This window comes from Amycolatopsis ponsaeliensis (assembly GCF_030182635.1).
Classification (GTDB): Bacteria; Actinomycetota; Actinomycetes; order Mycobacteriales; family Pseudonocardiaceae; genus Amycolatopsis; species Amycolatopsis ponsaeliensis.
The window spans coordinates 114,645-129,434 of the sequence record NZ_JAPZLD010000019.1 but is presented as its reverse complement, the minus strand read 5'-3'; the positions used below and the strand labels follow the sequence as shown (position 1 = coordinate 129,434).

Sequence of the window (14,790 nt, the reverse complement as noted above, 5' to 3'; positions counted from 1 at the left end):
CTGCTGGTGCGCATTTCCTTACTAGTGAACATCTTCCCGCGCCGGAGAAGGAGATCGCGATGATCACGCCGTGGTTCCCGCTCTGCGTGGGCGCAGCCCTGGCGTGCTGGCCCGCGGCCCCGACCCGGCTCCAGGCGGCGGTCGAGCAACCTACGACAGTCCGCGTTCCGGACGTGTGGGCGGTGGTCCGCTGGCTGCTCCCGGCGGCCCTCGCGGGCTTGCTCGCGGGGCTCGGAGGCGCGATCGCCGCAGGCGTCCTGACATTGGCGTGGCGCCAGGAGCGGCAAGCCCACAGTCGGGCGACCACGGACCTGGAAATGGCAGCCCACACAGCGACGGCGTTGCGAACGATGGTGTCGGAGCTGCGCTCCGGCGCCCACCCGGTAACAGCGGCGGAAGCTGCGGCAGAGGTCGTCCCGGCGGTAGCGGACGACCTCCGCGCACTGGCGACGTCAGCCCGCCTCGACGGCGAGCTGCGGGCTCCGGCCCTCCCGGAACTGGCCGCGGCCTGGACCCTGGGCAAGCGCTACGGCCTCCCGATGGCAGACGTCCTGAACGCAGCCCGCAGCGACGCCGAAGCAAGCTTGACATTCGCCCGCCGAACGCGAGCAAAGCTGGCCGGCCCCCGAGCAAGCGCGGCGGTGCTCACAGGCTTGCCCGCCTTGTGCATCGTGCTCGGCCAGGCGATGGGCGCATCCCCGCTGCCGGTGCTGACGGAGAGCGCGCCGGGTCAGCTGTTACTGGTGATCGGCAGCCTCCTGCTCTGGGCGGGAACGGCCTGGTGCCGCGCCTTGACAGGCCGGGTGCGAATCCGATGACCGCCACCGCGTCCCAGTTCCTTACTCGCACGCGCACCAGGCGAGGACGGACCCGATGAACGCCACCGCACTCCTTCTCTTCGCCGCGGCCCTCCTCACCTGGCCGAGCGACTCCGCCGCGGCACAGCGCTTCACCTGGCTGGCCGGCGGCACGACCCCCGAACCACGCAAGTGGCCCCGAACAGTCCCACCCATCGCGACCACCCTGGGCGGCGTATCGACGGCAGTACTCATCGGCGGACTGCCCGGAGTGGTCGCAGGCGTTCTGGTGACCGCCGCCGGCTGGTGGACGATCCGCCGCACCCGGCGCCCGCGCGCCCCCACCGTCGACCTGGCGGCGAAGCTCCGGCTCGCCGGAACCCTCGATCTCCTCGCGGCGTGCCTCCGCGCCGGGCTGCCGGTCCCCTCGGCCCTCGACGCGGTGGCCAGTACGGCACCGGCCGAGGCGGGTGCGGCCCTGCACTCGACGGCCGGCCTCCTCGCTCTCGGCTCCGGCCCGGAGGAGGCATGGGCGCCGGTGCAGGCCATCTCCGGCCTCGGGGAACTGGTGGCCGCGGCGATCCGGACGTCCCGCTCGGGCGCGGCCTTCGCCGCGGCGGCCGCCGACCTCGCCGGACGGTTCCGCGAGGAGCTGGCCACCGAGGCGGAGGAGCGCGCGGAACGAGCCGGGGTGGCGCTGGCGCTGCCGGTCGGCCTGTGTTTCCTGCCGGCCTTCTTCTGCCTGGGCGTGCTCCCGGTCGTCCTCAGCCTGGCCGCCCGCCTCGGCCCGCTCTTCTGACCACCGATAAGTACCGAAGGGAAATCCCATGCGCGCATCCCACCGCCATCCCCGCTCAGACGACGGCTCGACAACGGTCGAGTACGCGATCGTCACGGTCGCCGTCGCGGCCTTCGCGGCTGTCCTCTACACACTCCTCACCGGCGACTCGGTGGTCTCGTGGCTGACGAGCCTGGTCATGAAGGCCCTGACGGTGCCGTCGTGAGCCGCGAAGACAAAGGCGCGGTGACGGTCGAAGCGGCACTCGGCCTGGCCGGCCTGACGGTGGTGACAGTCCTCCTGGTCGCAGGGCTAACAGTGCTGACGAGCCAGCTGCGCTGCACGGACGCGGCCCGCGAGGCAGCCCGTCTCCTGGCGAGAGGCCAGCCCCACGAGGCAGCGGCAGCTGTCCACGAGATAGCCCCGGCAGGCGCAAGCCTCGACATCGAAAAGGCAGGCGGCGAGATAACGGTCAAGGTAAGCGCCCACCCGGCTGGCGGGTTGCTCCCGGCGATCGACCTGAAGGCAACGGCGTATGCAGTGGCTGAGCCAGGCACGGAGACTCCCGATGCCGCAGGTTGACCCACGCCGCGGCACCAACGACCCGGAGGACAGCAATGAGGTCGGCCGCGCGGGCCGTGGGTGCGCGGCCCAGCAGGACAGCATCGAGGCTGGCCGCCCGTGCGCTGCCGGTCGGCAGCAGGACAGCGGCGTGGCCACGATCTGGACAGCGATGGCGGTGGCCGCGCTGGCCGGGGTGGCGGTCCTGGCCTGCTGGCTCGGGGCAGCGGTCCTGGCCCGCCACCGCGCAGAGAGCGCGGCCGACCTGGGCGCACTCGCCGCAGCCGCGCACGCGGCGGAAGGCCCAACCCGAGCTTGCGAGCGCGCCAGGTGGGTGGCCGACCGGATGGCGGTCAGCCTCCTGACCTGCCGATGGCAGCGGCTGGACGCCTTCGTCGAGGTCCAGGCACCAGGCCTCGGCCTCGCCGGATTGCCGGGTCCCGCTGCAAGGGCTCGCGCCGGCCCCACCGGTCAACCACCGTGAGCCGCGGAGAGCGGACGCGCCGCCCGGGCGGTAGGGCGCCGGCGCCCTCGGGGCTGCGATCATCTGGCCGGCCCGAGCAGCCCAAGCACCGGCCTACCTGCAGCCCCATTCCCGGGCTTCGGTCGCAGCCCCCGCTCCAGCCCAGCCCCTGTCTCAGCTTGGCCTGAGCCTCCGCCTGGCCCTGGCCCTGGCCCAGCTCAGCTCGGGCTCCGGCCTGAGTCCAGTCTCAGCGAGGCCCGGGCGGCCCGGCCTGGCCAGCCCGCCCGGACTTGTCCCAGCCCAGCCCAGCCCAGCCCAGCCCAGCCCCGATCCGATCCGACTCAGCCCAGCGCCGGTCGCGTCTCCGGCCTGAGTCCGCCTCTGGTCCAGCCCTGGCACCGGCCCAGCCCGGCCACGCCGTAGCCCATCCCCTGCCTTGGGCCCAAGCCCCAGCCCCGACCACCCACCCACAACAACCGACTCCACCCCCGCTGCCCGTTCACCGGGACCCCTCCCACCACCGCCGCCCGGCGGACGCCGACCGGTCGGTATGCCACGGTGACCGGCTGATCCGTCCGGGCGGACGATGAGCGGCCGATGGTCACGGGCAGCGGTCGGTAGTGCACGGCGAGCGGTCGAAACCGGTGCCTACCTGGGCCGATAGGACGCGTCTCGGCGCCCGCACGCCCCGCGCCAGGGCTCTCGATCCTGGGCCTTCGCACGACGAACGGTCCGTGGGCGGCTGCCGTTCACCGCCGACAGACGCCGCCGGGTTCGGTCGGGCGGTAGAGATCACTGGGCGTTCATCGCCGCGTAACCACCGGTTGTCGCGCGGGGGTTCCGGGCAATGTGCAACTTGCCGTTAAGTGAGATGTGCGACACCACGACAGCGTTTAGCTCCGGGGTCGCGGAGAACCGGAACCTAAGGCAGGAAGACAATGTTGGACGCGAATTGGCCGGACAGCTGGCGCGGCGCCTTCCGCATCGAACTGCGGGCGGAGGCGATCGGCCTCGCCTGGCGTGGCTGGCCGGTGCTCCCGGGCGTCAACCCCGCTCCGCTCGGCGGCGACGACCTCACTTGGCGTCGTCCGGTCCCGGCCAGTGACAACTGGCGCGAGCAGATCGGCACCCACGCCCACGAGGTCGCCACCTGGTTCTCCGACCGGACCCACAGCCTGCTCGTCGCCACCGGCACCGTGCTCGACGCCATCGAGGTCGACGACGAACTCGGCAAGCGCGCCTGCCGCCTGCTCCGCACCCTCGGTCACCCGGCGCCGATCATCGCGCTGCCGAACGGCCGCTGGCTCTTCCTCACCACCGTCGCCGACCGTGTCCCGGCCGAGCTGGCGACCCACGCTTCGATCCAGTGGCACGGCAAGGACAGCTACATCCCGCTGCCCCCGTCGCCCTTCCAGCACGGTGTCGTGCACTGGCGCGTCAAGCCCGAGGTCTGCGGCTGGCAGCTGCCGGACGCCGCCGAGGTGCACGACGTCCTCGTGCGCGCCCTGGCCGGCGCCGACGCCGCGCAGCTGGTTCAGACCACCGCGGCCTGACCCACCCGAACCACCGCCGGCGGCCGGTCCCAGCCCGGTCGAGGCGGAGCAGGACACAACTCCATGAACCACCAAAGTGGCCGTCTAGGCGCCGTGTTGACGCAACGCCCCGAGCACGGTGCTCAAGACAGCCACTGCCCCCGCCTTGTCCAGCGGATCGTTGCCGTTCCCGCACTTCGGCGACTGGACGCAGGACGGGCATCCCGTCGGGCACTCGCAGGAGACGATCGCCTCCCGCGTAGCGACCAGCCACGGGACAATCGCGGCATAACCGCGTTCGGCGAATCCCGCACCCCCGGGATGGCCGTCATGCACGAACACCGTCGCCTCCCCGGTGTCTTCGTGCCACGCGGTACTCACCCCGCCGATGTCCCATCGGTCGCACGTAGCGAACAGCGGTAGCAGGCCGATCGCCGCGTGCTCGGCGGCATGCAGGGCACCGGGGACCCGTGCCGGAACCAATCCGGCACCCCCCGGTGCCCTGCCACCCTCGTGAACGGACCCCCGACCGTTCGCCAGGGTCTCCTCCCCGGTCCCCACCGGCCCCGCAGATTCGGTCCCCACCCGATGGCCCCCGGTCCCCGCCACGCCATCGGCCCCGGAAACGCGCACGTCCGCGTGCCGCGGTTCCGCAGGCCCGAGCAGTTCCGACGAGACCGTGTACCAGACCGCTCGCGTGCGCAGGCTCTGCTCCGGCAGGTCGAGCGGCGTGTGGTCCAGCACCTCACCCGACGGACGTCGCCGCAGGTAGCCGACCACCTGTGATGTCACCGCCACCTCGCCGAGGCACACGCTCACCCCGCCGAAGTCCTGCTTCTCCTGCGTGCTCAGCACCGCGATGTCCACGATCTCGCGCGGGGTCGTCGTCCAGTCCGGGTTCTCGGCGTGCACCATCGCCAGCCCCTGCTCCAAGTCCAGCTCGTCGACCACGTACGACGACCCCTGGTGCAGGTACACCGCGCCGGGGTGGACCGCGAAGCACGCCGACCCCGGGTCGACCGTTCCCAGCATCCGCCCGGAGTCCGACTCGACCACCGCGACCTGCTCGCCGCCCGTCCCGCGGATGCCGACCTCGGCGTGCGGCCGGTCCCGGGACGTCCAGTACCAGCCGCTCGACCTGCGCCGGAGCAACTTCTGCTCCGCCAGTTCGGTCAGGACTTCCTGGGCCGCCGCGCCGCCGAACATCTCCAGCTCGGCGAGCGTCAGCGGCAGCTCGGCCACGGCACACGCGAGCTGCGGCGCCAGCACGTACGGGTTCGCCGGGTCGAGCACGGCCGTCTCGACCGGACGCTCGAGCAACGCCGCCGGGTGGTGCACCAGGTACGTGTCGAGCGGATCGTCCCGCGCCACGAACACCACCAGCGCCGAGTCGCCGGAGCGGCCCGCTCGCCCGGCCTGCTGCCAGAACGACGCGAGCGTGCCCGGGTAGCCGGCCAGCACCACGGCATCCAGCCCCGCGATGTCGACGCCGAGCTCCAGCGCGTTGGTCGTCGCGACACCGAGCAGGCGTCCCGACAGCAACGCCGCTTCAAGCGCTCGCCGTTCCTCCGGAAGATAGCCGGACCTATACGCCGCAACGGTTTCCGTCAGCCGCGGGTCCACTTCGGACAAAATGCGACGCGCACCCAGCGCGGCCAGCTCCGCGCCCCGCCGCGACCGGATGAACGCCAGTGACCGCGCGCCTTCGACGACCAGCTCGGCCAGGATCCGCGACGTCTCCGCGCCCGCCGACCGCCGGACCGGCGCGCCGTTCTCCCCGGTCAGTTCCTCCAGCAGCGGCGGCTCCCACAACACGACCGTCCGAGCGCCGCGCGGCGAAGCGTCCTCCGTGACCGCCTCGCACGAAACCCCGGTGAGCCGCGAAGCGAACGAAGCAGGCGAAGCCGTCGTCGCCGAAGCAAGCACGAACACCGGCGAAGCGCCGTAATGCTCGGCAACGCGCCGAAGCCGCCGAAGCAGCAGCGCGACGTGCGAGCCGAAGACGCCGCGATAGCTGTGGCACTCGTCGACCACCACGCAGCTGAGCCGCCGGAAGAACTGTGCCCACCGCCCGTGCTGCGAAAGGATCCCGCGGTGCAGCATGTCCGGGTTGGTGAACACCCAGTTCGCGTGCGCGCGCACCCAGTCGCGCTCCACCATCGGCGTGTCCCCGTCGAACGACGCCGCCCGGACACCCGGGACGTCCAAAGAGGACACTGACCGCAGCTGGTCCGCCCCCAGCGCCTTGGTCGGCGACAGGTACAGCGCGTTCGCCTTCTCGCCCGCGGCCAGCCGGGACAGCACCGGCAGCTGGTAGGCCAGCGACTTACCCGACGCCGTGCCGGTCGAAATCACGACATGACGACCCTCGTAAGCGTGCGACGCGGCTTCGGCTTGGTGCGCCCAAGGAGCCGAAACGCCGCAGTCACTCAGCGCAGTCACGACGGCCGGATCGGCCCACGACGGCCACTCTGTGTAACGCGCGTTCCGGCCCGGAAGGTCCGCCACGTGCGTGACCGGATCCTCGCGCGACGGGATGCCGGCGGTCACCCGCCCCAGCAGCCGCCGGCCCCGTGAGTCGTCCACCAGCCGAGCTTCGCACAGGGGTCCGACAGTTTCCGCATCCCGGAGCGATCCCCAAGCGCGCCAACGGATCGGCGAACGAGTGATCGATCAAGTGAGGAGCCTCACAAGGTAACGGAATGTACCGTCACCGGGACGGCGTGAAGACGCTGGTTGCGATACCAATACACTCCCGCAATCCACACCCTCTGTGGTGAGCGTCATGTGAGACGTGCGTTGCTGCCCGGCTAGCGTGTCGCTCCGTACAGGGTCCATGCCAGCGCCGGCCGTGTCGAACCCTCGGCTCGTCGACGCTGGCGATCGGCGACGTCTCCTGGAGGACGAATGTCACGGCAGTTCCTCGCGGAGGGCGCGGGCAGTATTGCGCTCACCGGAGGTGGCTACACGATTGTCGGTGTAGTCGCCGTGGTCGCGCTTGCCGCACTCGTCATCGGCTACGTCCTGCTCAAGGAGGTGCTGGCCGCGGGCCAGGGCACCGCCAAGATGCAGGACATCGCCAAGGCGGTGCAGGAAGGCGCGGCCGCTTACCTCAAGCGGCAGCGGAACACCCTCGCCATTTTCGGCGTGATCGTGTTCCTCCTGCTCTTCGCACTTCCCGCCGACGACTGGAACGAGAAGATCGGCCGTTCGATCTTCTTCCTGGTCGGTGCGGCGTTCTCGTTCGCGATCGGTTACCTCGGCATGTGGCTGGCCACGCAGGCGAACCTGCGCGTGGCCGCCGCGTCGCGTGAGGAAGGCGGCCGTGAGGTCGCCATGCGCGTGGCGTTCCGCACCGGTGGTGTCGTCGGCATGATCACCGTCGGCCTCGGCCTGTTCGGTGCCGCGGTCGTCGTGCTGGTCTACACCGGCCAGGCGCCCAAGGTGCTCGAGGGCTTCGGCTTCGGCGCCGCCCTGATCGCCATGTTCATGCGTGTCGGCGGCGGTATCTTCACCAAGGCCGCCGACGTCGGCGCGGACCTGGTCGGCAAGGTCGAGCAGGGCATCCCGGAGGACGACCCGCGCAACGCCGCGACCATCGCGGACAACGTGGGCGACAACGTCGGTGACTGCGCCGGCATGGCCGCGGACCTCTTCGAGTCCTACGCCGTCATGCTCGTCGCCGCTCTGATCCTGGGCAGCACCGCCTTCGGCGTGCACGGCCTGATCTTCCCGCTGATCGTGCCGGCCATCGGCGTGATCACCGCGGTGATCGGTGTCTACATCACCAAGGCGCGCCCCGGCGAAGGCGGCCTGGTCACGATCAACCGCTCCTTCTACATCTCCGCGGTCATTTCCGCGGTCCTGTCGGCCATCGCGGCGTTCGTGTACCTGCCGAGCAGCTTCTCCGACTTCGGCGCGGGCTTCGAGAACTCGGGCAACCCGGCGGTCATCGCGACCATCGCGGTGATCATCGGCATCGTGCTCGCCGCGGTCATCCTGAAGCTGACCGGCTACTACACCGGCACCGAGTACAAGCCGGTCAAGGACGTCGCGCAGACGTCGGAGACCGGTGGCGCGACAGTCATCCTCTCGGGCATCTCGGTCGGTTTCGAGTCCGCCGTCTACACCGCACTGGTGATCGGCGCGGCCGTGTTCGGCGCGTACCTGCTGGGCGGCGGCGTCGCGCTGTTCGCCGTGGCGCTGGCCGGTACCGGCCTGCTGACCACCGTCGGCGTCATCGTCGCGATGGACACTTTCGGTCCGGTTTCGGACAACGCGCAGGGCATCGCCGAGATGTCGGGCGACGTCGACGAGAAGGCCGCGCAGATCCTCACGGAGCTGGACGCGGTGGGCAACACCACCAAGGCCATCACCAAGGGCATCGCGATCGCGACCGCCGTCCTCGCGGCGACGGCGCTGTTCGGCTCCTACTCCGACGCGATCACCAAGGCGATCGGTACCGGCGGCGACTTCGTCGCGAACATCGTCGGCCCGGCCACCCTGGTCGGCGTGATCGTCGGTGCGGCCGTGGTGTTCATGTTCTCCGGTCTCGCGGTCAACGCCGTGTCCCGTGCCGCCGGCGCGGTGGTCTACGAGGTCCGTCGCCAGTTCCGCGACATCCCCGGGATCATGGAAGGCACCACCCGTCCCGAGTACGGCCGGGTCGTCGACATCGTCACGCGCGATTCGCTGCGTGAGCTGACGACGCCGGGTCTGCTGGCGGTCTTCGCCCCGATCGCGGTCGGTTTCGGCCTCGGCACCAGTGCCCTCGCCGGGTACCTGGCCGGCGCGATCGCCTGCGGCACTCTGATGGCGATCTTCCTCGCCAACTCCGGTGGCGCGTGGGACAACGCGAAGAAGCTGGTCGAGGACGGCAACCACGGCGGCAAGGGTTCGGCCGCACACGAAGCCACCATCATCGGTGACACCGTGGGTGACCCGTTCAAGGACACCGCCGGCCCGGCGATCAACCCGCTGATCAAGGTGATGAACCTGGTTTCCGTGCTGATCGCGCCCGCCATCGTGCAGTTCACGATTGGCGAAGACGCCAACACCGCGGTCCGCATCATCATCTCGCTGGTCGCGGTCGCGATCATCGTCGCGGCGATCGTGGTGTCGAAGCGCCGGGGAACCGTCCTCACGGACACCCCGACCGAGATCACCGCCTGAGTTCCACAGCAGTACCGGTCCCGGGCCCGGCACGCAGCGTCGCGTGCCGGGCCCGAGGCATGTCCGGTCATCCCACACAGGCCCGGCGACTTGCGAAGCGGCACCGAGTCGGTACCGTCGGGCTCTCCGGGACGTCGTCGAGCAGGAGGTGTTCAGGTGCGGCCGCGGTCAACCGTCTTCGCCGCCCTAACCACGACGATCACCATCGGCCTCGCCGGCTGCGGGCAGCAAGCCACGCAGGCGCCGGCGCGGGACCAGGGTCTGTCGGTGACGACCGTGGTGCCGCAGGCCGATCCGGCGGCGAGATGGGCGGACGCCTACTGCGGCGCGGTGACGCACCTGGTCCGCACCCTGGCGGCGCTGCCCACCGTCGACCCGAGCACGCCGCAGCAGGCCTCTCGGACCTCCAGTGACCTGCTCTCCTCGGTGGTCGGCGGGCTCGACCAGAGCCTCGCCGGGCTCACCTCGCTCGGCGCGCCGCCGGTGCCGTCGGCGGACGGTGGCCGCGAGGACGTCATCGGGCAGTTCGCCGACATCCGCGAACAGGCCGAGAGCGCGCGTCAGCGCATCGACGCCGTCCGCGGCGACGCGGCGGCGACCAAGGAGGCTCTCGGCGAGGCCAAGGCCACGCTCGACCGCATCGACGCGCTCGATTACCTCAAGGGCCTGAAGGACGTCCCGGCCCTGGAAGCGGCGGAGCAGCGTGCTCCCGCCTGCCGTCAGCTGGATCAACCGCCCCGGTGAAGATCGGCGTGACTCTCGCGTAGAATCGAACTTGTGTTCTAGTATGGCGCGGTGGATCGGACGATCTCCCTCTTTTCCGCCGAGGCCAGCGGGCCGGGTCTGGGTGACCTGGCCGGGCTGTTGTGTTGCCACGGCCAGATCACCGGCTTCGGGCGCACGGCTGCGCGGCTGTCGGTGGTCGTCGAGGAGCCGTGGCGGGCACACATCCTGGCGCGCGAGTTCCGCTGCCGCGGCGCGGACGCCCAGGTCTCGAAGGCCGACTGCGGCAACCCGCAGGTCCGGACGTCCTTCCGGGTCGACCTGCTCCCGCTCGCGCTGCGGTGGCTGCGTGAGGGCTGCGCAGGGCCGGTCGAGGACGACTCGGGCAAGGCGGTGCCGGACGGTTTCCGGCTGAGCGGGGCGATGCTGCGGATGTGGGCACTGGCCGGCGGCCGCCCCGGCACGCAGGGTTACCTGCTGGGCGTCGACCCGCTGGCGCCCGGCATGCACGAGCGGCTGGTCGAGGCGCTGACGCCGCTGGGCGTCGCGGCGAAGCTGACCGGCCCGAAGGTCGAGGTCCCGGCCGTCAAGGTCACCGGGAAACGCCGCTTGGAGGCGCTGCTGGAACTGATCGGGGAACCGCCGCCGGGCGCCGAAGCGGCGTGGCCAGGCGCGGCGCCACCGCAACCGGTCTCGCACCCGGAGGCCGTGACGAGCACGGCCTGACCGGGTGCGAGAGCAGCATCAGGGCCGGGGCAGGGTGCAGCCGGCCTGGGTGAGGGCGATTTCGTTGGCCGCGGTGAGGCAGGCCGGAATGCCGTAGGTCTCCTGGCCGTAGTTGGTCAGGTGGTGCACCGTCACGTTGCCGGCCTCGTCGACCTCGCACGGGTTGTTCTCCGTGCAGCGCTGGCCGTCCTCGTTGCCGGTGTTGTTCACGCCGACGACCTTGCCGCCGGAGACGATCGGCGAGCCCGACGTGCCGCCGATGGTCTGGCAGGCGGACGTGTAGCGGATCGAGTCCTTCCAGGTCCAGCTGCCCTCCTTCAACCGGTAGACGAAGCCGTCGATGTTGCAGGAGTAGATCCGCTTCCAGTAGCCCGAGACGACGTCGATCGCGACGCCGGCGGCCGGGTGCGCGTTCGACAGTTCGAGCGGCGAGATGCCGTAGCTCGACTTGATCTGCGCGTAGGTGGTGGTGAGCTGGTAGAGCGACACGTCGGTGTCGGTCATCGTCCCGTAGACGATCTTCTTGGCCCGGAGCGTGCCCGCGCTGCCGCCGCTCGCGTTGAGCAGCGTGAACGTCCGGCTGGAGGTCCGGTTGGTGATGACCTGGCCGGGACCGGGGAAGCCGGTCTCGAGGCAGTGCCCGTTGGACATGACGAGCGCGGGGGCGGTGTCGGGTGTCGCGGCGGGCTTGACCACCGAACCCGAGCAGTTGGACAGGGCTACCGTGCCGGCGAAGTTCGCCGCGGCCGCACTCGCCGGAGTGGTCCCCAGTAATACTGTGGCGGTCGCGGCGGTGAGCAGGGCGCCGAGGAGGCGTCGGGTCATGGCGGATCCTTTCGGCTGAGCGGGGAATTCAGTGAAGCGGTCACGTCCCCGCGCCCACCACCGTCGAACGGAGGGTATCCACACGGTCACGCGCTAGGCTGCGCGGGACGTGGCCGAAATCACGTGGCAGGTACGTTGGGGAAACATCGTCGAGGTCAGCGGCGATGCGCTGGGCACAGGACCGGCGGCGTGTTGGGCCACCTCCGCGCCGTCCGGGCCGGAACAGCGTGCACACTGGCAGGTCGAGACACGGGCCCGGACCCCCAGAGGGACGGGGCGCAGTGCAGTCCCGCGGCGGTGGGACGAGATGAGCGGAGAGCAGGACAGCGTGGCAGGAGCACGGACCAAGAAGAACGGAGCCTCGGCGGACAACGGCGCCGGGCACCGGCGGCTGGTGATCGTCGAGTCCCCGACGAAGGCCCGCAAGATCGCGCCCTACCTCGGCGGCGGTTACGTCGTCGAGTCCTCCGTCGGGCACATCCGCGACCTGCCGCGCGGTGCCGCCGACGTGCCCGCCCAGTACAAGGGTGAGTCCTGGGCACGCCTCGGCGTCGACGTCGACAACGGCTTCAAGGCCCTCTACGTCGTCACCCCGGACAAGAAGTCCAAGGTCACCGAGCTCAAGAGCCTGCTCAAGGACGTCGACGAGCTCTACCTCGCGACGGACCCCGACCGCGAGGGCGAAGCCATCGCGTGGCACCTGCTCGAGACGCTGAAGCCGAAGGTCCCGGTCCGCCGGATGGTCTTCCACGAGGTCACCGAGCAGGCGATCCTCGCGGCCGCCGACTCCACTCGTGAGCTGGACGCCGACCTCGTCGACGCCCAGGAGACCCGCCGCATCCTCGACCGCCTCTACGGCTACGAGGTCTCGCCGGTGCTGTGGAAGAAGGTCATGCCGAAGCTCTCGGCGGGCCGCGTGCAGTCGGTGGCGACCCGGATCGTCGTCGAGCGCGAACGCGAGCGGATGCGCTTCACCTCGGCGTCGTACTGGGACATCTCGGCGACGATGGACGCCGGTGAAGAGGCCTCGCCGCGGAACTTCGCGGCCCGGCTCGTCGCCGTCGACGGCGCGCGCCTGGCCACCGGCCGCGACTTCGGCTCGGACGGGCAGCTCAAGTCCTCGAACAACGAGATCCGCGTGCTGGCCGAGGCCGACGCGCGGCGCCTGGCCGACGCGCTCAAGCAGCGTGACTTCAAGGTCTCGAGCGTCGAGGAAAAGCCGTACACGCGGAAGCCTTACGCGCCGTTCATGACCTCGACGCTGCAGCAGGAGGCGGGCCGCAAGATGCGGTTCACCTCGGAGCGCACCATGCGGATCGCGCAGAAGCTGTACGAGAACGGTTACATCACTTATATGCGTACCGACTCGACGACCCTGTCGGAGTCGGCGATCTCGGCGGCACGCAGCCAGGCCACGCAGCTGTACGGCAAGGAGTACGTCTCGCCGTCGCCGCGTCAGTACACGCGCAAGGTCAAGAACGCGCAGGAGGCGCACGAGGCGATCCGTCCCTCGGGCGAGGTCTTCCGCACGCCGGGCCAGGTCGCGAGCGAGCTGGACACCGACGAGTACCGCCTCTACGAAATGATCTGGCAGCGCACGATCGCGTCGCAGATGGCGGACGCCAAGGGCACCACGATGTCCGTGCGCATCGTCGGCAACGCGACTTCGGGCGAGGAGTGCACCTTCGCCGCTTCGGGCCGCACGATCACCTTCGCGGGCTTCCTGAAGGCGTACGTCGAGGCGGTCGACACCGAGACCGGTGGCGATGCCGACGACAAGCAGAGCCGCCTGCCGGTGCTCGAGAAGGACCAGGCCCTCACCGCGACCGAGCTGAACCCGGACGGGCACACGACGTCCCCGCCGGCTCGCTACTCGGAGCCGAGCCTGGTCAGCAAGCTGGAAGAGCTGGGCATCGGCCGCCCGTCGACGTACGCGTCGATCATCAAGACCATCCAGGATCGCGGCTACGTCTGGAAGAAGGGCTCCGCGCTCGTCCCGTCGTGGGTCGCGTTCGCCGTGATCGGTCTGCTGGAGCGGCACTTCGAGCGGCTGGTCGACTACGACTTCACGGCCGGCATGGAGGACGAGCTCGACCGCATCGCCAACGGCGACGAGCAGCGCGCGCAATGGCTGTCGAAGTTCTACTTCGGCGGTGACATGGGCGTCGACGGCTCGATCGGCCGCCTGGGCGGGCTGAAGAAGCTGGTCGAAGGCAGTGTCGAGGACATCGACGCGCGGGAGATCAACTCGATCCCGCTGTTCAGCGACGCCGACGGGCACACCGTCGTGGTCCGCGTCGGCCGCTACGGGCCGTACCTCGAGCGTGAGGTCGACGGCGAGTCGCAGCGCGCGAACCTGCCCGAGGACCTGCCGCCGGACGAGCTCTCGCAGGAGATCGCGGAGAAGCTGTTCGCGACCCCGCAGGAGGGCCGCACGCTGGGCACCGACCCGGTGAGCGGGAACCCGATCGTCGCGAAGGAAGGCCGCTTCGGTCCGTACGTCACCGAACTGCTGCCGGAGATCGAGATTCCCGAGGACGCCACGGCGGCGCAGAAGAAGGCCGCCAAGGCGAAGGCGCCGAAGCCGCGTACGGGATCGCTGTTCAAGTCGATGGACACCGAGACCATCACGCTCGAAGAGGCGCTGAAGCTGCTTTCGCTGCCGCGCGTGGTCGGCAAGGACCCGGAGTCCGGCGACGAGATCACCGCGCAGAACGGGCGCTACGGGCCGTACCTGAAGAAGGGCACGGACTCGCGTTCGCTCTCGACCGAGGACCAGTTGTTCTCGATCACGGTCGAAGAGGCGCTGAAGATCTACGCCGAGCCGAAGCAGCGTGGGCGTTCCGCCACGGCGAAGCCGCCGCTCAAGGAACTCGGCGAGGACCCGGCGTCGAAGAAGCCGATGGTCGTCAAGGAAGGCCGGTTCGGCCCGTACGTGACCGACGGCGAGTACAACGCGACGCTGCGGAAGGGCGACGAAATCGAGTCGCTGACGGCTGAGCGGGCGTCCGAGCTGCTGGCGGAGAAGCGGGCGAAGGGTCCGGCGCCGAAGCGGAAGGCGCCGGCGCGCAAGCCGGCTTCGACGACGGCGAAGACGGTCAAGGCGGGCACGAGCAAGACGTCGAAGGCCGCGGCTGCGAAGTCCACCACGACGAAGCGCAGCTCGACCGCGACGAAGGCCAAGTAAGACCGCTCGGAAAGGCCCCCGGTACG

General features: G+C 70.5%; 12 protein-coding genes. 10 read left to right on the top strand and 2 right to left on the bottom strand.

From position 1 onward, the window contains the following. Window positions 1–59: 59 nt before the first annotated feature. From QQ657_RS27345 to QQ657_RS27320, 6 genes are all read left to right on the top strand, one after another. On the top strand, window positions 60–818 hold the full coding sequence (locus tag QQ657_RS27345; protein ID WP_284745117.1) for a type II secretion system F family protein: 759 nt from the start codon (window positions 60–62) through the stop codon (window positions 816–818). Window positions 819–873: 55 nt separating this feature from the next. Beyond that, window positions 874–1,596, top strand: coding sequence for a type II secretion system F family protein (locus tag QQ657_RS27340; RefSeq protein ID WP_284745116.1), 723 nt, complete (start codon window positions 874–876; stop codon window positions 1,594–1,596). 28 nt (window positions 1,597–1,624) lie between these two features. Next, entirely contained in the window at window positions 1,625–1,801 is a 177-nt protein-coding gene (locus QQ657_RS27335) for a DUF4244 domain-containing protein (protein ID WP_284745115.1), read from the top strand. Window positions 1,802–1,821: 20 nt separating this feature from the next. Next, complete coding sequence (locus tag QQ657_RS27330; RefSeq protein ID WP_284745188.1) at window positions 1,822–2,157, top strand: TadE family type IV pilus minor pilin; 336 nt, start codon at window positions 1,822–1,824, stop codon at window positions 2,155–2,157. Continuing rightward, the gene (locus QQ657_RS27325) at window positions 2,144–2,620 is read left to right on the top strand and encodes an Rv3654c family TadE-like protein (protein WP_284745114.1); all 477 of its coding nucleotides are present in this window, start codon (window positions 2,144–2,146) and stop codon (window positions 2,618–2,620) included. The genes QQ657_RS27330 and QQ657_RS27325 overlap by 14 nt, the downstream gene beginning before the upstream one ends. A 917-nt stretch (window positions 2,621–3,537) precedes the next feature. Beyond that, window positions 3,538–4,152, top strand: a complete 615-nt coding sequence (locus tag QQ657_RS27320; protein WP_284745113.1) for a bifunctional DNA primase/polymerase — start codon at window positions 3,538–3,540, stop codon at window positions 4,150–4,152. A gap of 84 nt (window positions 4,153–4,236) precedes the next feature. Here QQ657_RS27320 and QQ657_RS27315 read toward each other — a convergent pair whose 3' ends face one another. Beyond that, complete coding sequence (locus QQ657_RS27315) at window positions 4,237–6,681, bottom strand: DEAD/DEAH box helicase (protein WP_284745187.1); 2,445 nt, start codon at window positions 6,679–6,681, stop codon at window positions 4,237–4,239. A 357-nt stretch (window positions 6,682–7,038) separates the two neighbouring features. Here QQ657_RS27315 and QQ657_RS27310 point away from each other — a divergent pair, with 357 nt between their 5' ends. From QQ657_RS27310 to QQ657_RS27300, 3 genes are all read left to right on the top strand, one after another. Continuing rightward, on the top strand, window positions 7,039–9,303 hold the full coding sequence (locus tag QQ657_RS27310) for a sodium-translocating pyrophosphatase (RefSeq protein ID WP_284745112.1): 2,265 nt from the start codon (window positions 7,039–7,041) through the stop codon (window positions 9,301–9,303). A 156-nt stretch (window positions 9,304–9,459) separates the two neighbouring features. Continuing rightward, on the top strand, window positions 9,460–10,047 hold the full coding sequence (locus QQ657_RS27305) for a hypothetical protein (RefSeq protein ID WP_284745111.1): 588 nt from the start codon (window positions 9,460–9,462) through the stop codon (window positions 10,045–10,047). Window positions 10,048–10,098: 51 nt separating this feature from the next. Beyond that, window positions 10,099–10,752: a hypothetical protein gene (locus QQ657_RS27300; protein ID WP_284745110.1), complete on the top strand. Its 654-nt coding sequence runs from the start codon at window positions 10,099–10,101 to the stop codon at window positions 10,750–10,752. Window positions 10,753–10,770: 18 nt separating this feature from the next. Here QQ657_RS27300 and QQ657_RS27295 read toward each other — a convergent pair whose 3' ends face one another. Beyond that, on the bottom strand, window positions 10,771–11,577 hold the full coding sequence (locus tag QQ657_RS27295) for a S1 family peptidase (RefSeq protein ID WP_284745109.1): 807 nt from the start codon (window positions 11,575–11,577) through the stop codon (window positions 10,771–10,773). 307 nt (window positions 11,578–11,884) lie between these two features. On the opposite strand from QQ657_RS27295, the gene topA reads away from it, so the two are divergent. After that, window positions 11,885–14,764: a type I DNA topoisomerase gene (topA, locus tag QQ657_RS27290; RefSeq protein WP_284745108.1), complete on the top strand. Its 2,880-nt coding sequence runs from the start codon at window positions 11,885–11,887 to the stop codon at window positions 14,762–14,764. The last annotated feature ends 26 nt before the right edge of the window (window positions 14,765–14,790 follow it).